The sequence below is a fragment of the Rhodococcus sp. NPDC127527 genome (assembly GCF_042672245.1).
GTDB lineage: Bacteria > Actinomycetota > Actinomycetes > Mycobacteriales > Mycobacteriaceae > Rhodococcus_G.
The window spans coordinates 69,852-89,490 of the sequence record NZ_JBHXVP010000008.1 but is presented as its reverse complement, the minus strand read 5'-3'; the positions used below and the strand labels follow the sequence as shown (position 1 = coordinate 89,490).

General features: G+C 70.3%; 20 protein-coding genes. 19 read left to right on the top strand and 1 reads right to left on the bottom strand.

What is annotated here, in order from left to right; translation table 11 throughout:
* Positions 1–20: 20 nt before the first annotated feature.
* From aroC to aroQ, 4 genes are read left to right on the top strand one after another with little or no spacing between them, the layout of a single operon-like run.
* Positions 21–1,211: a chorismate synthase gene (aroC, locus tag ACFVH2_RS15240; RefSeq protein WP_378423778.1), complete on the top strand. Its 1,191-nt coding sequence runs from the start codon at positions 21–23 to the stop codon at positions 1,209–1,211.
* Positions 1,212–1,230: 19 nt separating this feature from the next.
* Positions 1,231–1,734, top strand: coding sequence for a shikimate kinase (locus ACFVH2_RS15235; protein ID WP_378423776.1), 504 nt, complete (start codon positions 1,231–1,233; stop codon positions 1,732–1,734).
* A 52-nt stretch (positions 1,735–1,786) separates the two neighbouring features.
* Positions 1,787–2,896, top strand: coding sequence for a 3-dehydroquinate synthase (aroB, locus tag ACFVH2_RS15230; protein ID WP_378423774.1), 1,110 nt, complete (start codon positions 1,787–1,789; stop codon positions 2,894–2,896).
* Positions 2,893–3,318: a type II 3-dehydroquinate dehydratase gene (gene aroQ, locus ACFVH2_RS15225; RefSeq protein WP_378423772.1), complete on the top strand. Its 426-nt coding sequence runs from the start codon at positions 2,893–2,895 to the stop codon at positions 3,316–3,318. Before aroB ends, aroQ begins: the two co-directional genes overlap by 4 nt.
* A gap of 87 nt (positions 3,319–3,405) precedes the next feature.
* On the opposite strand, the gene ACFVH2_RS15220 is transcribed toward aroQ, so the two are convergent.
* Positions 3,406–4,128: a B-4DMT family transporter gene (locus ACFVH2_RS15220; RefSeq protein ID WP_378423770.1), complete on the bottom strand. Its 723-nt coding sequence runs from the start codon at positions 4,126–4,128 to the stop codon at positions 3,406–3,408.
* An 89-nt stretch (positions 4,129–4,217) separates the two neighbouring features.
* Between ACFVH2_RS15220 and ACFVH2_RS15215 the strand changes: the two genes are divergently transcribed.
* The 15 genes from ACFVH2_RS15215 (at position 4,218) to metK (ending at position 19,525) form a co-directional block, all read left to right on the top strand.
* A complete protein-coding gene (locus tag ACFVH2_RS15215) occupies positions 4,218–5,324 on the top strand; it encodes a M24 family metallopeptidase (RefSeq protein ID WP_378423768.1) in 1,107 nt (368 codons plus the stop codon).
* A gap of 16 nt (positions 5,325–5,340) precedes the next feature.
* Positions 5,341–5,904, top strand: coding sequence for an elongation factor P (gene efp, locus ACFVH2_RS15210; protein ID WP_378423767.1), 564 nt, complete (start codon positions 5,341–5,343; stop codon positions 5,902–5,904).
* A gap of 1 nt (position 5,905) precedes the next feature.
* Complete coding sequence (gene nusB, locus ACFVH2_RS15205; RefSeq protein WP_378423765.1) at positions 5,906–6,406, top strand: transcription antitermination factor NusB; 501 nt, start codon at positions 5,906–5,908, stop codon at positions 6,404–6,406.
* A 280-nt stretch (positions 6,407–6,686) separates the two neighbouring features.
* The gene (gene pyrR, locus ACFVH2_RS15200) at positions 6,687–7,292 is read left to right on the top strand and encodes a bifunctional pyr operon transcriptional regulator/uracil phosphoribosyltransferase PyrR (protein WP_378423764.1); all 606 of its coding nucleotides are present in this window, start codon (positions 6,687–6,689) and stop codon (positions 7,290–7,292) included.
* Positions 7,289–8,236, top strand: coding sequence for an aspartate carbamoyltransferase catalytic subunit (locus ACFVH2_RS15195; RefSeq protein ID WP_378423762.1), 948 nt, complete (start codon positions 7,289–7,291; stop codon positions 8,234–8,236). The genes pyrR and ACFVH2_RS15195 overlap by 4 nt, the downstream gene beginning before the upstream one ends.
* Positions 8,233–9,528: a dihydroorotase gene (locus ACFVH2_RS15190; protein WP_378423760.1), complete on the top strand. Its 1,296-nt coding sequence runs from the start codon at positions 8,233–8,235 to the stop codon at positions 9,526–9,528. Before ACFVH2_RS15195 ends, ACFVH2_RS15190 begins: the two co-directional genes overlap by 4 nt.
* Positions 9,525–10,016 carry a transporter gene (locus ACFVH2_RS15185; RefSeq protein WP_378423758.1) on the top strand — a complete coding sequence of 164 codons (492 nt, stop codon included), beginning with the start codon at positions 9,525–9,527 and terminating at the stop codon, positions 10,014–10,016. Before ACFVH2_RS15190 ends, ACFVH2_RS15185 begins: the two co-directional genes overlap by 4 nt.
* Positions 10,013–11,194: a glutamine-hydrolyzing carbamoyl-phosphate synthase small subunit gene (carA, locus tag ACFVH2_RS15180; protein WP_378423756.1), complete on the top strand. Its 1,182-nt coding sequence runs from the start codon at positions 10,013–10,015 to the stop codon at positions 11,192–11,194. The genes ACFVH2_RS15185 and carA overlap by 4 nt, the downstream gene beginning before the upstream one ends.
* Positions 11,194–14,577, top strand: coding sequence for a carbamoyl-phosphate synthase large subunit (gene carB, locus ACFVH2_RS15175; protein ID WP_378423754.1), 3,384 nt, complete (start codon positions 11,194–11,196; stop codon positions 14,575–14,577). Before carA ends, carB begins: the two co-directional genes overlap by 1 nt.
* The gene (gene pyrF, locus ACFVH2_RS15170) at positions 14,574–15,422 is read left to right on the top strand and encodes an orotidine-5'-phosphate decarboxylase (protein WP_378423752.1); all 849 of its coding nucleotides are present in this window, start codon (positions 14,574–14,576) and stop codon (positions 15,420–15,422) included. The genes carB and pyrF overlap by 4 nt, the downstream gene beginning before the upstream one ends.
* 129 nt (positions 15,423–15,551) lie before the next feature.
* Positions 15,552–15,872 carry an integration host factor, actinobacterial type gene (mihF, locus tag ACFVH2_RS15165; RefSeq protein WP_142101778.1) on the top strand — a complete coding sequence of 107 codons (321 nt, stop codon included), beginning with the start codon at positions 15,552–15,554 and terminating at the stop codon, positions 15,870–15,872.
* A 60-nt stretch (positions 15,873–15,932) separates the two neighbouring features.
* Positions 15,933–16,517 (top strand): guanylate kinase, encoded by a 585-nt coding sequence (gene gmk, locus ACFVH2_RS15160; RefSeq protein WP_378423993.1) that lies wholly within the window; start codon positions 15,933–15,935, stop codon positions 16,515–16,517.
* Positions 16,518–16,562: 45 nt separating this feature from the next.
* On the top strand, positions 16,563–16,865 hold the full coding sequence (rpoZ, locus tag ACFVH2_RS15155; protein WP_378423750.1) for a DNA-directed RNA polymerase subunit omega: 303 nt from the start codon (positions 16,563–16,565) through the stop codon (positions 16,863–16,865).
* 34 nt (positions 16,866–16,899) lie between these two features.
* Positions 16,900–18,189, top strand: coding sequence for a bifunctional phosphopantothenoylcysteine decarboxylase/phosphopantothenate--cysteine ligase CoaBC (gene coaBC, locus ACFVH2_RS15150; RefSeq protein WP_378423748.1), 1,290 nt, complete (start codon positions 16,900–16,902; stop codon positions 18,187–18,189).
* Between the two features lie 121 nt (positions 18,190–18,310).
* Positions 18,311–19,525, top strand: a complete 1,215-nt coding sequence (gene metK, locus ACFVH2_RS15145) for a methionine adenosyltransferase (RefSeq protein ID WP_378423746.1) — start codon at positions 18,311–18,313, stop codon at positions 19,523–19,525.
* Positions 19,526–19,639 lie beyond the last annotated feature (114 nt).

The window sequence follows — 19,639 nt, the reverse complement described above, 5'->3', positions numbered from 1 at the left end:
TTCGTGAAAGGATGGTCGGCGTGCTGCGCTGGATAACTGCCGGAGAATCCCACGGTCCCGCCCTGGTCGCCCTCCTCGACGGAATGGTCGCTGGGGTCGAGGTCACCTCGGACGAGATTGCTGCCCAACTGGCCCGCCGCCGCCTCGGTTACGGCCGTGGTGCGCGCATGGCCTTCGAGGCCGACAAGGTCACGGTGCTCGGTGGCGTCCGCCACGGCCGGACCATGGGCGGCCCCGTCGCCATCGAGGTCGGCAACACGGAGTGGCCCAAGTGGGAGACCGTCATGTCTGCCGACCCGGTCGACGAGGCGTTGCTCAAGGACCTCGCCCGCAACGCGCCGCTGACCCGTCCGCGGCCCGGTCACGCCGACTACTCGGGCATGCTCAAGTACGGCTTCGACGACGCCCGCCCGGTGCTCGAGCGCGCCAGCGCCCGCGAAACCGCCGCCCGCGTGGCCGCGGGCACCGTGGCCCGCAACTTCCTGCGTCAGGTGTTCGGCGTCGAGGTGATCTCGCACGTCGTCTCCATCGGCACCGCGGCGTCCGCCCCCGGCAGCCCGCTGCCCACCTCCGGCGACCTCGCGGCGATCGACGCCAGCCCGGTGCGCGCGTTCGGTGCCGAGGCGGAGGCCGCGATGATCGCCGAGATCGAGGCGGCCAAGCGGGACGGCGACACCCTCGGCGGTGTCGTCGAGGTCATCGTCGAGGGCCTGCCCGTCGGCCTCGGCTCCTTCATCAGCGGCGACAACCGGCTCGACTCGCGACTCGCCGCCGCGCTCATGGGAATTCAGGCGATCAAGGGCGTCGAGGTCGGCGACGGCTTCGAGACCTCCCGCCGCCGCGGCAGCGCCGCGCACGACGAGATCAAGCCCGGGCCGGACGGGGTGCTGCGCTCGACCAACCGGGCCGGCGGGCTCGAAGGCGGCATGACCAACGGCGAGGCGTTGCGGGTGCGCGCGGCGATGAAGCCCATCTCCACCGTCCCGCGGGCGCTGGCGACGGTCGACATGGCGACCGGCGAGGAGGCCGTGGCCATCCACCAGCGCAGCGACGTGTGTGCGGTCCCCGCGGCGGGCGTGGTCGCCGAGTCCATGGTCGCGCTCGTGGTCGCGCAGGCGGCGCTGGAGAAGTTCGGCGGCGACTCGGCCGACGAGACCGCTCGCAACGTCGAGGGATACCTGGCGGCAGTGCGGGAGCGTCTGGCGAGGTGACCACAGGTCGTGAGTCCCGATGACGCCCCGTGCGGTGCTCGTCGGGCCGCCCGGCGCGGGTAAGTCCACCATCGGGCGCAGGCTCGCCAGGGCGCTGGACGTGGAGGTCTTCGACACCGACGTCGCGATCGAGCGCGAGACCGGCCGGACCATCCCGGACATCTTCGCCGTCGACGGCGAACCGGCGTTCCGCGCGATAGAGGAGGACGTGGTGCGCCGCGCCCTGCTCGAGCAGGACGGCATCGTCTCGCTCGGAGGCGGGTCGATCCTGTCCGAGGCGACGCGGGAGCGGCTGGTCGGGCATACCGTGGTGTACCTGGAGATCAGCGTCGCGGAGGGCCTCAAGCGGACCGGGGCGAACGTCTCGCGGCCACTGCTCGCCGGCGGCGACGCCCGACAGAAGTACCGCGAGCTGATGCGGCGCAGGCGGCCGCTGTACCGGAAGGTCGCCACCATCCGGGTGCGTACCGACGGCCGCAGCCCGGCGCGCGTCGTGCAACAGCTCGTCGCCAAACTGGAATGAAGCAAGCTCGAACACATCGAGGCCGACCATGTCCGAGGGAAAGAAGCAGACTGTGACCGAACCCGTACGCGTCGAGGTGCAGACCGCCAGCCCCTACCCGGTGATCATCGGGCGCGGGCTGCTCGGCGAGCTCGTCGACGAGCTGATCGGCACCCGCACGGTGGCGATCTTCCACCAGCCGCCGCTCGCGCAGACCGCGGAGGCCGTGCGCGCCGCGCTCGCCGCCAAGGGCATCGACGCGCACCGCGTCGAGATCCCCGACGCGGAGGACGGCAAGGACCTGGCCGTCGCGGGCTTCTGCTGGGAGGTGCTCGGCCGGATCGGTCTGACCCGCAGCGACGCCGTGGTCAGCCTCGGCGGCGGCGCCGCCACCGACCTCGCCGGTTTCGTGGCCGCGACCTGGATGCGCGGCGTGCGGATCGTGCACGTGCCCACGACGCTGCTGGCGATGGTCGACGCCGCGGTCGGCGGCAAGACCGGGATCAACACCGACGCCGGCAAGAACCTGGTCGGCTCGTTCCACGAGCCGTCCGCGGTGCTCATCGACCTCGCGACCCTGGAGACGGTGCCGCGCAACGAGATCGTCGCGGGCATGGCCGAGGTGATCAAGACCGGCTTCATCGCCGACCCGGAGATCCTCGAGTTGATCGAGCGGGACCCCGAGGCCGCGCTCGATCCGACCGGTGAGGTGCTGCCGGAACTGATCCGCCGCTCGGTCGAGGTCAAGGCGAAGGTGGTCGCCGCGGACCTCAAGGAGTCGAACCTGCGCGAGATCCTCAACTACGGCCACACCCTCGGTCACGCGATCGAGCGGCGGGAGAAGTACCGCTGGCGGCACGGCGCGGCGGTGTCCGTCGGCCTGGTGTTCGCCGCCGAGCTGGGCCGGCTCGCCGGACGACTCGACGACGCGACCGCCGACCGGCACCGCGCCATCCTGGCCAGCGTCGGACTGCCGACGAGCTACGACGCCGACGCGTTCGCCGACCTGGTCAAGGGCATGCAGACCGACAAGAAGAACCGGGCGGGCATGCTCCGGTTCGTGGTGCTCGACGGGCTCGCCAAGCCGGGCCGGCTGGAGGGACCGGACCCGACCCTGCTGGCGGCGGCCTACTCGGCGGTGGCCCGGGAGAACGACGACAACCGGGGGACGGTGCTGCTGTGAGGGTCCAGGTGATCAACGGCCCTAATCTCGGCCGTCTGGGCAAGCGCCAGCCCGAGGTGTACGGCACGACCACGTATGCCGACCTGGTCGCGCTGTGCGAGCGCGCCGCGGCCGATCTCGGTGTCGAGGTGCAGGTGCGGCAGAGCGACTTCGAGGGCGAGCTGATCGGCTGGATCCACGCCGCGGCCGACGCGAACGAGCCGGTGATCCTCAACGCCGGTGCGCTCACGCACACCTCGATCGCGCTGCGCGACGCCTGCAAGGAGCTCGACGCCGGGTTGATCGAGCTGCACATCTCGAATGTGCATGCGCGCGAAGAGTTTCGGCACCACTCGTACCTGAGCGGCATTGCGACCGCCGTCGTCGCGGGCCTCGGCGTGGCCGGGTACCCGCTCGCGCTGCGGTACTTCGCCGAGCGCTGACCGCCCAGAGCAAGAAGAGTCCCCCTCCCGATTCGGGTAGGGGGACTCTTCGCGTGTGCCGACCGCGCCCCGCGGTCGGCGCCGGTGTCACTCGGCTCGGTGCGAGCCCTGGGTTCCGGTGTGGCCCTCGGTCTGCGGGCGGATCGCCTCGAACACCTCGGTCGGTGCGTTCTCGTCGTAGCGGGCCTCGTGCTGCGGGGACTCGGCGTAGTCGCCCGCCTCGTACCCGGCGCCGTCCTCGCTGTACGGGCCCTCGGCGAAGCCGTACTGGCCGTCGTCGTCGCTCTCGTGCGACCAGGCCGAGGTGTCCTCGACGCCCGCCGCACCCGCGGCACCCACGCCGGCGCCGACGGCGACCGGGGCGGCCGACTTCGCGGCCTTCTTCGCGTCGCGGCGGACGATGAACCGCCCCGTCGTGACCGCGGCCATCGCGGGGACGAAGACCAGCAGGATGGTGAAGGCGGCACCGGAGGTCAGTTCGAAGAAGAGGGAGTTCTCGCCGAGGGCGATGTCGGAGACCGAGCCGACGAGCCAGGACACGGCGCCCGCCAGCGGACCGGCGACCACGGCGGCCTTGAGCCACCGCATGGTCAGGTCCTCGCCCTGCTCCTCCTCACCCGGATGCGCCCGCGCGTCCCGGATGCCGTCGAGTCCCGCCCAGATCAGTGCCGCGAGGATCACCACCGCCACGCCCAACCACCGCAGGGTCGAGCCGTGCAGGGGCCATTCGGTGACGGCTACGCCGAGCAGTACCCGCGTCACCACGTGCACCAATGCCATACCGAGACCACGAAGAAGCCACGAGTTCATGCGGACAGCGTAACGACCGCGCGGACACGGCTGTGTCCTAACCCACATGGTGGGCACCGTCACGGTCGCGGGAGCAGTAAGTTGGGACGATGCCCACCGCCGATCACGGGTCCCGACGTGCCGCGCTGCGCGCAGTGCTGGCCGAGCGCGGTGTCGACGCGCTGCTGGTGACCGACCTGCTCAACATCCGGTATCTCACCGGTTTCACCGGATCCAACGCCGCCCTCGTGGTCGACACCCGCGACCAACCCGACGCCGAGGACCGGACGGTGATCTGCACCGACGGGCGGTACGTGATCCAGGTCGGGGAGCAGGTTCCGGACCTGCGTGCGCTGATCGACCGGTCGAGCGCGCCGGCGTTGGTCCGGACGCTCGCCGAGGGCCCACGCGGCCGCGTCGGGTTCGAGAGTCACGTGGTGACGGTCGACGCGTTGGCAGGCTGGGAGTCGGTCGCGCCGGACCTCGAGTTTGTCCGCAGCCCCGGCCTCGTCGAGCGACTGCGGATGGTCAAGGACGAGCACGAGGTGGGCCTGCTGCGCCGGGCCTGCGCGTCCGCGGACCTGGCGTTGGCGGTGCTCGTCGAGCGCGGCGGGCTGCGGCCCGGGCGCACCGAACGCGAGGTCGGGCGGGAGCTCGAGTTCCTGATGCTCGAACACGGCGCCGACGGCATCTCGTTCGAGACGATCGTCGCGGCGGGCGCGAACTCGGCGATCCCGCATCACCGCCCCACCGATGCCGTCCTGGCGACCGGCGACTTCGTCAAGCTCGACTTCGGCGCCGAGGTGGGCGGCTACCACTCGGACATGACCCGCACCTACGTGCTCGGGTCGGCGGCGGACTGGCAACGCGACGTATACGACCTCGTGGCGCGGGCTCAGGCCGCGGGACGGGCGGCGCTGGCTCCGGGCGTCGAGGTCGCCGCGGTGGACGCGGCGGCCCGTTCGGTGATCGCGGACGCGGGCTACGGCGAGCTGTTCGTGCACGGTCTGGGGCACGGCGTCGGGCTGGAAATCCACGAAGCACCGGGGATAGGCGCGCTGGGCACCGGTACACTGCTAGCCGGTGCGGCTGTAACCGTCGAGCCGGGTGTGTATTTCTCCGGGCGCGGAGGCGTCAGGATCGAGGACACTCTCGTTGTTCGCGAGCAGGAGCCGGAGCTCCTCACCCTCACCAGCAAGGATCTCGCAATCGTCTGAAGGAGACGCGAAGTAAGTGGCTGACACCAGTGATTTCAAGAACGGGCTCGTACTGAAGATCGAGGGCCAGCTCTGGCAGATCATCGAGTTCCAGCACGTGAAGCCGGGCAAGGGCCCCGCCTTCGTGCGGACCAAGCTCAAGAACGTGCTCTCCGGCAAGAACGTGGACAAGACCTTCAACGCCGGCGTCAAGGTCGAGACCGCCACCGTCGACCGCCGCGACATGACCTACCTGTACCACGACGGCAGCGACTACGTCTTCATGGACGGCGACACCTACGACCAGATCGCCATCAACGAGGCGACGGTCGGCGACGGCGCGCGCTTCCTGCTCGAGAACATGCAGGTCCAGGTCGCAACTCACGAGGACGCACCGCTGTTCGTCGAGCTCCCGGTCACCGTCGAGCTGGTCGTCCAGCACACCGATCCGGGCCTGCAGGGCGACCGTTCGACCGGCGGCACCAAGCCCGCCACCCTGGAGACCGGCGCCGAGGTGCAGGTCCCGCTGTTCATCAACACCGGCGACAAGCTCAAGATCGACTCCCGTGACGGCAACTACCTGGGCCGCGTGAACTCGTAGCGTGTCCGGTAGTCACAAGAAGCTCGGGGCCCGGCACAAGGCCCGTAAGCGCGCGGTCGACTTCCTCTTCGAGGCGGAGGCCCGTGACCTCGACCCGGTGAACCTGGCGAGCGAGCGATCCGAGCTCGCGACCAAGGACGAGTCCGTCGCGCCGGTCAGCGCGTACACCGTCACCGTGGTGACCGGGGTCGCGGAGAACCTGGACCGGCTCGACCGCGTCATCGCCGACCACCTGCAGGACTGGACCCTGGACCGGCTGCCCGCCGTGGACCGGGCCATTCTGCGCATCGCGGTGTGGGAACTGTTCCACGCCACCGACGTGCCGCCGGTGGTCGCGGTGGACGAGGCCGTCGAACTCGCCAAGGAGCTGTCCACCGACGATTCGCCGGCCTTCGTCAACGGGGTGCTCGGCCAGGTCGTGCTCGTCGCGCCGCAGGTGCGCGCGGCCGCGGCCGCCACGTCGCAGCGCGCGGAGCAGGCCGACCCCGACAGCACCGAGTGAACCGATCCACCGAGTGAGCCGATCCATCGAATGGGCCGATTCACTGAGTGAACGGATCGTTCGTTCGATCTGATCGAGTGAACGCTTCCGTTCACTCACCCGGCTTGGCCGAGGCGCCACGGACCGACTACCGGTCCGTGGCGTTCGTCGTCATTGGGGGCGCGAGTGTGGCTGAGCACACCCCGAACCGTTGCCGATCGGGGGCGGTCGCGCTGATAGGCTCGACGACGTCAGACATCCTTTAACGACCCGTCCCGAGAGGCGGAGAAGGAGGTCCAGCTTGCTCACGCCCGAGCCATCCTCCGCCGAGTCGTCGGCTCAGGACCACCCTGTCACCAGGGAGCTGCTCTCTGCCGCCGACGTAGGTCGGACGATCGCGCGCATCGCGCACCAGGTCATCGAGAAGACCGCGCTCGACGCCGACACCGATCCGCCCCGCGTGGTGTTGATCGGGATCCCGACCCGCGGCACCACCCTCGCCACCCGGCTGGCGAGCAAGATCGAGGAGTTCTCGGGGGTCCGCCCGCCGACCGGCTCGCTCGACATCACCCTCTACCGCGACGACCTGCGGACGAAGCCGCACCGCCCGCTCGAGCGCACCTCGGTGCCCGACGGCGGCGTCGACAACGCGCTGGTGGTCCTCGTCGACGACGTGCTGTTCTCCGGACGGACCGTGCGCAGCGCCCTCGACGCCCTGCGCGACCTCGGCAGGCCGAAAGCCGTGCAGCTCGCCGTGCTGGTGGACCGCGGTCACCGCGAGTTGCCGCTGCGGGCCGACTACGTCGGCAAGAACGTCCCGACCGCACGCACCGAGGACGTCAAGGTCCTGCTCGTCGAGCACGACGGCGTGGACAGTGTGACCCTCAGCTCTGGAGTGAATCTGTGAAGCATCTGCTCTCGGTTACGGACCTGACCAAGGAGTCCGCCACCGGGCTGCTCGACGAGGCTGAGCGGTTCCAGCAGGCCCTGCTCGGCCGCGAGGTCCGGAAGCTGCCCACCCTGCGCGGGCGCACGGTGATGACCGTCTTCTTCGAGAACTCCACCCGCACCCGCGTCTCGTTCGAGGTGGCGGGCAAGTGGATGAGCGCGGACGTCATCAACGTCAGCGCGTCGAGTTCCTCGGTGTCCAAGGGCGAGTCGCTGCGCGACACCGCGCTGACCCTGCACGCCGCGGGTGCGGACGCGCTCATCGTGCGGCACCCCGCGTCGGGGGCCGCGCACCGGATCGCGGAGTGGACCGGCGACGGCAACGGCGGGGGACCGGCCGTGATCAACGCAGGCGACGGCACGCACGAGCATCCGACCCAGGCCCTGCTCGACGCGCTGACCCTGCGTCAACGCCTCGGCACCGTCGAGGGCAAGCGGATCCTCGTCGTCGGCGACATCCTGCACAGCCGGGTGGCCCGCTCGAACGCCTTCCTGCTCTCGATGCTGGGCGCGGAGGTGGTGCTGGTCGCGCCGCCGACCCTGCTGCCGGTCGGGGTGTCCACCTGGCCGGTGACCGTCTCGCACTCGCTGGACGCGGAACTGCCCGGCGCCGACGCGGTGCTCATGCTGCGGGTGCAGGCCGAGCGGATGAACGGCGGGTTCTTCCCGTCGCCGCGCGAGTACTCGATCACCTACGGACTGTCCGAGCGTCGGCTCGCGCTGCTGCCCGAGCACGCGGTGGTCCTGCATCCCGGCCCGATGCTGCGCGGCATGGAGATCGCGTCCGCGGTCGCTGATTCACCGAAAACTGCAGTGTTGCAACAGGTTACGAATGGAGTTCACGTCCGCATGGCGGTGTTGTTCGGATTGTTGGTCGGAACCGAGGAAGGGGCCGTGCTGTGACCGAGGTTCTCATCACGGGAGCGCGCCTCTACGGCGAGGGTGAGCCAACCGACGTGCTGATCCGTGGCGGCGAGATCGCCGAGATCGGCGTCGGCCTGACCGCACCCGAGGGCGCCGACGTCATCGACGCCGGCGGCCAGGTGCTGCTGCCCGGTTTCGTCGACATGCACACCCACCTGCGCGAACCCGGCCGCGAGGACACCGAGACCATCGAGACCGGTTCGGCCGCGGCCGCGCTCGGCGGTTTCACCGCCGTCTTCGCGATGGCCAACACCAGCCCGGTCGCCGACTCGGTGGTCGTCACCGACCACGTGTGGCGGCGCGGGCAGGAGGTCGGGCTGGTGGACGTGCACCCGGTCGGTGCGGTCACCGTCGGGCTCGAGGGCAAGCAGCTCGCCGAGATGGCGACCATGGCCGCCGGTGTCGGCGCCGTGAAGATGTTCTCCGACGACGGGCACTGCGTGTACGACCCGCTGATCATGCGGCGCGCGCTCGAGTACTCGAGCGCCCTCGGGGTCCTGATCGCCCAGCACGCGGAGGAGCCGCGACTGACCGTCGGCGCCGTCGCGCACGAGGGCCCGACCGCCGCCCGGCTCGGGCTCGGCGGCTGGCCGCGCGCGGCCGAGGAGTCGATCGTCGCCCGCGACGCGCTGCTGGCCCGCGACGCCGGTGCGCGCGTGCACATCTGCCACGCGTCCACCGCGGGCACCGTCGAGCTGCTGAAGTGGGCCAAGGGGCAGGGCATTCCGATCACCGCCGAGGTCACCCCGCACCACCTGCTGCTCGACGACTCCCGGCTCGAGACCTACGACGGCGTGAACCGGGTCAACCCGCCGCTGCGCGAGGCCTCCGACGTCGCCGCGCTGCGGCAGGCCCTCGCCGACGGCATCGTCGACTGCGTGGCCACCGACCACGCCCCGCACGCCGAGCAGGACAAGTGCTGCGAGTTCTCGGCCGCGCGGCCGGGCATGCTCGGGCTCGAGACCTCGCTGGCGGTCATCGCGCGGACGATGGTCGAGTCCGGCCTGCTGGACTGGCGCGGCGTCGCGAGGGTGATGAGCGAGCGTCCCGCCGAGATCGTCGGCCTGCCCGACCAGGGCCGGCCGATCGCCGTCGGCGAGCCGGCCAACCTGACCCTGGTCGACCCCGACCACGAGTGGACGGTGCACGGACCGGACCTGGCGTCCGTCGCGAACAACACCCCGTACGAGTCGATGACGTTCGGCGCGCGGGTGTCCACCACCCTGCTGCGTGGCCGCGTCACCGTCCGCGACGGGAAGGTGCAGGCATGAGCACGGACCGGATCCTGTTGACGCTCGGCTTCGTCGCCTTCTGGGTGGCGATGGTCGCGCTGATGTACTGGGGCTGGAAGGGCCGGGCCCGCCGGCAGCGAGACGCGATCGGCGAACTGCCGCAGGTTCCCGCGGAACTCGGTGAACAGCTGATCGAGCCCAGCTCCGGGCTGTACGTCGGCAGCACGGTGGCGCCGAGCTGGCAGGACCGGATCGCGGTCGGCGACATCGGTTTTCGTGCCACCGGCGACCTCAGCCGGTACGAGCGCGGGGTGCTGCTCGAGCGGGACGGCGCCTCGGCGATCTGGATCCCGCAGGAGTCGATCCGCGCGATCCGCACCGAGCGCGGGCTCGCGGGCAAGGTCATGAGCAAGGACGGGGTCCTGGTGATCCGGTGGGAGCTGCCCACCGGAACGGAGATCGACACCGGATTCCGTGGAGACGACAAGAGTGTGTACCCGGCATGGGTGAACGGAGAGAACGCGTGAGTGACAGCTTTGAATCAGCGAGCGGCACGGGACCGGCGGCCCTCGTCCTCGAGGACGGGCGGATCTTCCGCGGCGCCAGCTTCGGGGCCGTGGGGCAGACCCTCGGCGAGGCGGTGTTCTCCACCGGCATGACCGGCTACCAGGAGACGCTCACCGACCCCAGCTACCACCGCCAGATCGTGGTCGCGACCGCGCCGCAGATCGGCAACACCGGCTGGAACAGCGAGGACGGCGAGGCGCTGAGCGCGGGCCGCCAGGCCTCCGGCGACTCGAACAAGATCTGGGTGGCCGGCTACGTGGTCCGCGACCCCGCGCGCCGCACCTCCAGCTGGCGCGCCACCGGATCGCTGCAGGACGAGTTGGTCGCCCAGGGCGTCGTCGGCATCGCCGGAATCGACACCCGCGCGCTGGTCCGGCACCTGCGCACCCGCGGCTCGATGCGCGCCGGGGTCTTCTCCGGTCCCGCGCTCACCGACGACGCGACGATGCTGCAGGCGGTCAAGGAGCAGCCGTCCATGCTCGGCGCCGACCTCGCGAGCGAGGTGAGCACCGACAGCGGCTACGTCATCGAGCCGGTCGGCGGCGAGGCCCGGTTCACGGTCGCGGCCATCGACCTCGGCATCAAGACCAACACCCCGCGGATGTTCGCCCAGCGCGGCATCCGGGTGCACGTTCTGCCCTCGAACGCCAGCCTCGAGCAGATCCTCGACCTCGGCGCGGACGGGGTGTTCCTGTCCAACGGACCCGGCGACCCGGCGACCGCGGACGGTGCGGTGCACCTGACCAAGGAGGTGCTCGGCCAGGGTCTGCCGCTGTTCGGCATCTGCTTCGGCAACCAGATCCTCGGCCGCGCGCTCGGCCTGGACACCTACAAGATGAAGTTCGGTCACCGCGGCATCAACATCCCGGTGATCGAGCACGGCACGGGCCGGATCGCCATCACCGCCCAGAACCACGGGTTCGCGCTCGAGGGCGAGGCCGGCCAGGAGTTCGACACCCCGTTCGGCCGGGCCGTGATCAGCCACACCTGCGCCAACGACGGCGCCGTCGAGGGTGTCCGCCTGCTAGACGACTCGGCCTTCTCGGTGCAGTACCACCCCGAGGCCGCCGCCGGCCCGCACGACGCCGCGTACCTGTTCGACCGCTTCACCAGCCTGCTCGAGGGAGTCAAGAAGTAATGCCACGTCGCACAGATCTCAAGCACATCCTGGTGATCGGTTCCGGACCGATCGTCATCGGCCAGGCCTGCGAGTTCGACTACTCGGGCACCCAGGCGTGTCGCGTGCTGCGCGAGGAGGGCCTGCGCGTGAGCCTGGTCAACTCCAACCCGGCCACGATCATGACCGACCCCGAGTTCGCCGACGCCACCTACGTCGAGCCGATCACCGCCGAGTTCGTCGAGAAGGTCATCGCCCGCGAAGCGGAGCAGGGCCACAAGATCGACGCCGTGCTCGCCACCCTCGGCGGCCAGACCGCGCTGAACACCGCGGTCGCGCTGCACGAGCAGGGCATCCTCGAGAAGTACGACGTCGAGCTGATCGGCGCCGACTTCGACGCCATCCAGCGCGGCGAGGACCGGCAGAAGTTCAAGGACATCGTCGCCAAGGTCGGCGGCGAGTCCGCACGCTCGCGGGTCTGCTTCTCGATGGAGGAGGTGCACGACACCGTCGCCGAGCTCGGCTACCCGGTCGTCGTGCGGCCCTCGTTCACCATGGGCGGCCTCGGCTCCGGCATGGCGTACGACGTGGACGACCTCAACCGTATCGCCGGCGGCGGCCTCGCCGCCTCGCCGACCGCGAACGTGCTCATCGAGGAGTCCATCCTCGGCTGGAAGGAGTACGAGCTCGAGCTGATGCGCGACGGCCGCGACAACGTGGTCATCATCTGCTCGATCGAGAACGTCGACCCGGTCGGCGTGCACACCGGCGACTCGGTGACCGTGGCCCCGGCCATGACCCTCACCGACCGCGAGTACCAGAAGATGCGCGACCTCTCCATCGACATCCTGCGCGAGGTCGGCGTCGACACCGGCGGCTGCAACATCCAGTTCGCGATGGACCCGACCGACGGCCGCCTGGTCGTCATCGAGATGAACCCGCGCGTCTCGCGCTCGTCCGCGCTCGCGTCGAAGGCGACCGGCTACCCGATCGCGAAGATGGCCGCGAAGCTGGCCATCGGCTACACGCTCGACGAGATCGTCAACGACATCACCGGCGAGACCCCCGCCTGCTTCGAGCCGACCCTCGACTACGTCGTGGTCAAGGCGCCGCGGTTCGCGTTCGAGAAGTTCCCCGGCGCCGACGGCACCCTGACCACCACGATGAAGTCGGTCGGCGAGGCGATGTCGATCGGCCGCAACTTCACCGAGGCCTTCGGCAAGGTGATGCGCTCGCTCGAGACCAAGCGCGCCGGCTACTGGACCGGGCCCGAGGTGGAGGCGCAGGACCTCGAGTCGCTGCTCGCGGACCTCAGCGTGCCGCAGGACGGCCGGATGTACGGCATCGAGAAGGCGTTCGCGCTCGGCGCCACGGTCGAGCAACTCTTCGAGTCCACCAAGATCGACCCGTGGTTCCTCGACCAGTTCCAGCAGATCCACGAGCTGGGGGAGCAGGTCCGGGCGGTCGAGGTCCTCGACGAGGCGACCCTGCGTCAGGCCAAGTACCACGGCCTGTCCGACCGGCAGATCGCCGCGCTGCGGCCGGGACTCGGCGGGGACAGCCAGGAGGGCGAGGACGCGGTCCGCACCCTGCGCAACGTGCTGAAGGTGCACCCGGTCTACAAGACCGTCGACACCTGTGCCGCGGAGTTCGAGGCCAAGACGCCGTACCACTACTCGACCTACGAGCTGGATCCGAACGCCGAGTCGGAGGTCGCCCCGCAGACCGAGCGGCCGAAGGTGCTCATCCTCGGCTCCGGGCCGAACCGCATCGGTCAGGGCATCGAGTTCGACTACTCCTGCGTGCACGCCGCGCTGACGCTGTCCGAGGCCGGCTACGAGACCGTCATGGTCAACTGCAACCCGGAGACGGTCTCCACCGACTACGACACCGCCGACCGGCTGTACTTCGAGCCGCTGACCTTCGAGGACGTGCTCGAGGTCTACCGCGCCGAGTCGGCGTCGGGCACCGTCGCGGGCGTCATCGTCCAGCTCGGCGGCCAGACGCCGCTGGGTCTGGCGAAGCGCCTCAAGGAGGCCGGGGTGCCGATCGTCGGCACCAGCCCCGAGGCCATCGACCTGGCGGAGGACCGCGGCGAGTTCGGTCGCGTCCTCACCGAGGCGGGCCTGCCCGCGCCGAAGTTCGGCACCGCCACCACCTTCGACGGTGCCCGCGAGATCGCAGGCGGCATCGGCTACCCGGTGCTGGTGCGCCCGTCCTACGTGCTCGGCGGCCGCGGCATGGAGATCGTCTACGACGAGAAGTCGCTGCAGGACTACATCTCCCGCGCCACCGAGATCTCCGACGACCGCCCGGTGCTGGTGGACCGGTTCCTGGAGGACGCGGTCGAGATCGACGTCGACGCGCTGTGCGACGGCACCGAGGTGTACCTCGGCGGCGTGATGGAGCACATCGAGGAGGCCGGCATCCACTCCGGCGACTCGGCCTGCGCGCTGCCGCCGATCACGCTCGGCAAGGCGGATCTCGAGAACGTCCGACGCTCCACCGAGGCCCTCGCCAAGGGCATCGGGGTCAAGGGCCTGCTGAACGTGCAGTACGCGCTCAAGGACGACATCCTCTACGTCCTCGAGGCGAACCCGCGCGCCAGCCGCACCGTGCCGTTCGTGTCGAAGGCGACCGCCGTGCAGCTGGCCAAGGCCTGCGCCCGCGTGATGCTCGGCGAGTCCATCGCGGACCTGCGGGCGAACGGCGTGCTGCCCGCCGAGGGCGACGGCGGCAACACCCCGGCCGGCGCGCCGATCGCGGTGAAGGAGGCGGTGCTCCCGTTCAACCGGTTCCGCCGTGCGGACGGCACCGGCGTCGACACCCTGCTCAGCCCGGAGATGAAGTCCACCGGCGAGGTGATGGGCATCGACGCGGACTTCGGCACCGCCTTCGCCAAGAGCCAGACCGCGGCGTACGGCTCGCTGCCCACCAGCGGCGCGGTGTTCGTCTCGGTCGCGAACAAGGACAAGCGGTCGCTGATCTTCCCGGTCAAGCGCCTCGCCGACCTCGGCTTCCGGATCCTGGCCACCGAGGGCACCGCGGACGTGTTGCGGCGCAACGGCATCACCTGCGAGCAGGTGCACAAGCAGTCCGGCGAGGACCTGCCGGAGGGCGCGCGCACGATCGTCGAGCAGATCAAGGCGGGGGAGGTGGACATGGTGATCAACACCCCCTACGGCAACTCGGGTCCCCGCGTGGACGGCTACGAGATCCGGAGCGCGGCGGTGTCGGTGAACATCCCGTGCATCACCACCGTCCAGGGCGCCTCCGCGGCGGTGCAGGGCATCGAGGCGGGCATCCGGGGTGACATCGGGGTGCGCTCCCTGCAGGACCTGCACGTGACGCTGCGCGAGCCGGCACCGGGCGAGCCTGCGCAGCCCACATCGGCGCAGTCGTGAGCCAGCACAGCTGGGGCGATCGGCTCCGGGCCGCGGTCGCGGCCCGGGGTCGGCTGTGCGTGGGGATCGACCCGCACCCCTCGCTGCTGCGGGCCTGGGGACTTCCGGAGACCGCCGGGGGCGTCGAGACGTTCGCCGAGATCTGCGTGGAGGCCTTCGTCGGGGACGTGGCCCTCGTGAAGCCTCAGGTGGCGTTCTTCGAGGCCTACGGCGCCGCCGGGTACGCGGTGCTCGAACGCACCATCTCGGTGGTCAGGGCGGCGGGGACGCTGGTGGTCGCCGACGCCAAGCGCGGCGACATCGGCTCGACGATGGCCGCGTACTCGCAGGCCTGGCTCGGGGCCGACTCACCGTTGTCCTCGGACGCGGTGACGGTCTCGCCGTACCTGGGATTCGGCGCGCTCGAACCGGCCGTCACGCTGGCCACCGAGGGCGGCCGCGGCCTGTTCGTGCTCGCCCGCACCTCCAACCCGGAGGGCGGGGTGCTCCAGGGTGCCCGGATACCCGAAGAGTCTGTTTCCGCAGACCAGACGGTATCGGTGGCGCAGTCGATCGTCGACGCGGCGGCCGCGCAGAACCGTGACGGACGAGACACGGTGGGCCTGGTGATCGGTGCGACACGCGGGCACGGATTGGATTTGTCGGAGTTTTCCGGCCCGATCCTGGCGCCGGGTCTCGGCGCGCAGGGCGCCACCGTGGCCGATTTGGCAGAGATCTTCGCGGACTCGCGAGAGTTGTTGCTACCCAACACTTCTCGCGACGTTCTTCGTCACGGGCCGTCGGTTTCGGCGCTCCGTGAGGCCGCCGAACGGGTTCGCGACGAGGTCGAGGCCGGGCTCGCATAGCCGACGGGATTTCCGGCGACGCGCCAGGGGGTGGGTTAGCAATCGGCGGTCAGCGTGAGTACGGTCGCTATCGCTGCTGGTTATCCAGTGGATGAAGACCTATTTTGCACACGACGAGACGGAGGAACCGTGGCCCTTCCCCAGTTGACCGATGAGCAGCGCGCTGCTGCTTTGGAGAAGGCGGCTGCCGCCCGTAAGGCCCGGGCTGAGCTCAAGGAGCGCCTCAAGCGCGGCGGCACCGACCTGAAGCAGGTCCTCAAGGACGCCGAAGAGGACGAGATCCTTGGCAAGATGAAGGTGTCCGCCCTGCTCGAAGCCCTGCCCAAGGTGGGCAAGGTTAAGGCGCAGGAGATCATGACCGAACTGGAGATCGCTCCGACCCGCCGCCTGCGCGGCCTCGGCGACCGCCAGCGCAAGGCCCTGCTCACCAGGTTCGATTTCGAGGCCTGAGCAAAGAACGTGGTGGCTGACGCAAACAACGTGTCAGGCAGCAAGACCACCCCGGCGCACGTGGCCGGGGACAGCACAGCGCGGAGGGGCCGGCTCGTAGTTTTGGCCGGCCCCTCCGCCGTGGGCAAGTCGACCGTGGTGCGCAAGCTCCACGAGCGGCTCCCGGACCTGGTCTTCAGCGTGTCTGCGACGACGAGAGAACCCCGCCCGGGCGAGGTCGACGGCAAGGACTACCGGTTCGTGTCGAAGGCCGAGTTCCAGCGCATGATCGACGCCGGTGAACTGCTCGAATGGGCGGAGATCCACGGCGGGCTGCAGCGGTCGGGCACCCCGGCCGCACCGGTGCGCGCGGCGCTCGACGCCGGACACCCGGTGCTCGTGGAGGTCGACCTCGCCGGAGCCCGCGCAGTCCGCGCGGCGATGCCCGAGGCGATCCTGGTGTTCCTGGCCCCGCCGAGCTGGGAGGAACTGGTCGCCCGGCTCACCGGCCGCGGGACCGAGTCCGACGAGGTCGTCGCGCGCCGACTGGAGACGGCCAGGGTCGAACTGGCCGCCAAGGACGAGTTCGACACGGTCGTGGTGAACGTCGACGTCGACCGTGCGTGCGAACAGTTGGTATCCTTGCTAGTCGGTAGTCCGCAGTAGCGGCACAGTGCCATCGCAATACCCCGAACTTCAGGAGATTCGCCAGTGAGCGCCACTCAGACAGTCACGTCCGACGCCGACCGCCACGGCGTGCCGGCCTACGACACCCCGCTCGGCATCACCAACCCCCCGATCGACGAGCTGCTCGCGCGCACGTCCTCGAAGTACGCCCTGGTGATCTACTCCGCCAAGCGCGCTCGGCAGATCAACGACTACTACAACCAGCTCGGCGACGGCATCCTCGAGTACGTCGGACCGCTGGTCGAGCCGGGCCTGCAGGAGAAGCCGCTCTCCATCGCCCTGCGCGAGATCCACTCCGACCTGCTCGAGCACACCGAAGGCGAGTGACGCCAGTGACGGGTCGCTCGGCAGGCTCCTCGCTGTGACCGACATCGATTCGGATTCCGCCGGTTCACCCCGACGCATCGTCGTCGGCGTGGGCGGCGGAATCGCGGCCTACAAGGCCTGTTCGATCATCCGCAGCTTCACCGAGGCCGGGCACCACGTCCGCGTCGTCCCGACCGAGTCCGCGCTCGAGTTCGTCGGCCGCGCCACGTTCGAGGCGCTGTCCGGCAACCCGGTGCAGACCGGCGTGTTCGCCGACGTCCCCCAGGTGCCGCACGTGCGGCTCGGCCAGGAGGCCGACCTCGTGGTCGTCGCACCCGCCACCGCGGACCTGATGGCGCGCGCGGCCCACGGCCGCGCCGACGACCTGCTGACCGCGACGCTGCTGACCGCGCGCTGTCCGGTCGTGTTCGCGCCCGCGATGCACACCGAGATGTGGGAGCACCCCGCCACCGTCGCGAACGTGGCCACGCTGCGCGCACGGGGGATCACGGTGATCGAGCCCGCGTCCGGCCGGTTGACCGGCAAGGACACCGGCGCGGGTCGCCTCCCGGAGCCCGACGAGATCGTCGGCCTCGCCAACCTGCTGCTCGAGCGCGCCGACGCGCTGCCCCGGGACCTCGCCGGCCGGCGGATCCTGGTCTCGGCGGGCGGCACCCGCGAACCCCTCGACCCGGTGCGTTTCCTCGGCAACCGCAGCTCGGGCAAGCAGGGCTACGCGATCGCGCGGCTCGCCGCCCAGCGCGGCGCGCAGGTCACGCTGGTCGCCGGCTACACCGCGGACTTGGTGGATCCGGCCTCCGTGACGGTGGTCCGGGTGCGGACCGCGCAGGAGATGCGCGAGGCTGTCGACAAGGCCGCGATCGGCGCCGAAGCGGTGGTGATGGCCGCCGCAGTCGCGGACTTCCGGCCCGCGACCGTCGCGACCAGCAAGATCAAGAAGGGCGCCGACGAGCCCGACACGATCCCGTTGACCCGCAACGACGACATCCTGGCCGGCCTCGTGCAGTCCCGCCGTGACGGCGGCCTGCCGAACACGGCGGCGATCGTCGGGTTCGCCGCGGAGACCGGGGACGCGCACGGCGACGTGCTCACCCACGCCCGGTCCAAGCTCGCTCGTAAGGGCTGCGACCTGCTCGTGGTCAACGCGGTCGGCGAGGGCAAGGCCTTCGAGGTCGACAACAACGACGGCTGGCTGCTCGGCGCGGACGGTTCGGAGCGTGCCCTGGCTCACGGTTCGAAGGCGCTGATGGCGAGCCGGGTCCTCGACGCGGTGGCAGCACTCCTCGACGCGGGCTCCGACGGCGGGGGCGCGGACGCGAGTTGAGCCCTGTGCTCGTAGGGTGAATATTGATAGACCAGTTTCGTGATTTGAATTGTTCGTTTCAGCCCCACCGCGCACTATTCTCGTGCGCGGCACACAACAGCCGTTGGCGAGAGGGAGATCTGTGAGCAAGTCCGGTAGTCGGCTATTCACCAGCGAGTCCGTGACCGAGGGACACCCGGACAAGATCTGTGATGCGATCAGCGACTCCGTCCTCGACGCCCTGCTCGAGCAGGATCCGCGCAGCCGCGTCGCCGTCGAGACGCTGGTGACCACCGGCCAGGTCCACGTGGCCGGCGAGGTCACCACCACCGCGTACGCCGACATCCCGAAGATCGTCCGCGACAAGGTCCTCGAGATCGGGTACGACTCCTCGGCCAAGGGCTTCGACGGCAACTCGTGCGGCGTGAACATCGCGATCGGCGCGCAGTCGCCGGAGATCGCGCAGGGCGTCGACCACTCGCACGAGGCGCGCGTCGACGGCGTCACCGACGACGAGATCGACCGCCAGGGCGCGGGCGACCAGGGCCTGATGTTCGGCTACGCCTGCACCGACACCCCCGAGCTCATGCCGCTGCCGATCGCGCTCGCGCACCGGCTCTCGCGTCGGCTCACCGAGGTCCGCAAGACCGGCGTCCTGCCGTACCTGCGTCCGGACGGCAAGACCCAGGTCACCATCGAGTACGACGGCGACAAGGCCGTCCGCCTCGACACCGTGGTCGTGTCCACCCAGCACGCGGCGGACATCGACCTCGACAACCTGCTCACCCCGGACATCCGCGAGAAGGTGCTCGGCTCGGTGCTCGCCGAGATCGACGTGCCGAGTCTCGACACCTCCGACGTGCGGCTGCTGGTCAACCCGACCGGAAAGTTCGTGCTCGGCGGCCCGATGGGCGACGCCGGCCTGACCGGCCGCAAGATCATCGTCGACACCTACGGCGGCATGGCCCGCCACGGCGGCGGTGCGTTCTCCGGCAAGGACCCGTCGAAGGTGGACCGGTCCGCGGCGTACGCGATGCGCTGGGTGGCCAAGAACGCGATCGCCGCGGGCCTGGCCGAGCGCATCGAGGTGCAGGTCGCGTACGCGATCGGCAAGGCCGCACCGGTCGGGCTGTTCGTGGAGACGTTCGGCACCGAGAAGGTCGACCCCGCGCGCATCCAGTCGGCGATCACCGAGATCTTCGACCTGCGTCCCGGCGCGATCATCCGTGACCTGGACCTGCTGCGTCCGATCTACGCGCCGACCGCGGCGTACGGTCACTTCGGTCGCACCGACATCGATCTGCCGTGGGAGCACACGGACCGCGCCGAGAAGCTTCGCGCGGCCGCCGGGCTCTAGATGCACGCTGCCGCGAGCCGCTCACCGATCACGGTGGGCGGCTCGTGCGCTCTCGGGCGGAGCCTCGGGTCTGGTGACCGTCGACGGGCGGCGCGGTGACGGCGGCCCGCGAAC

Bases quoted from the DNA above. Each gene is read 5' to 3' on its own strand.
- ACFVH2_RS15235 (WP_378423776.1), top strand. From the start codon at position 1,231: ATGACGCCCCGTGCGGTGCTCGTCGGGCCGCCCGGCGCGGGTAAGTCC.
- ACFVH2_RS15220 (WP_378423770.1), bottom strand. From the start codon at position 4,128: ATGAACTCGTGGCTTCTTCGTGGTCTCGGTATGGCATTGGTGCACGTG.
- ACFVH2_RS15215 (WP_378423768.1), top strand. From the start codon at position 4,218: ATGCCCACCGCCGATCACGGGTCCCGACGTGCCGCGCTGCGCGCAGTG.
- ACFVH2_RS15185 (WP_378423758.1), top strand. From the start codon at position 9,525: ATGAGCACGGACCGGATCCTGTTGACGCTCGGCTTCGTCGCCTTCTGG.
- carB (WP_378423754.1), top strand. From the start codon at position 11,194: ATGCCACGTCGCACAGATCTCAAGCACATCCTGGTGATCGGTTCCGGA.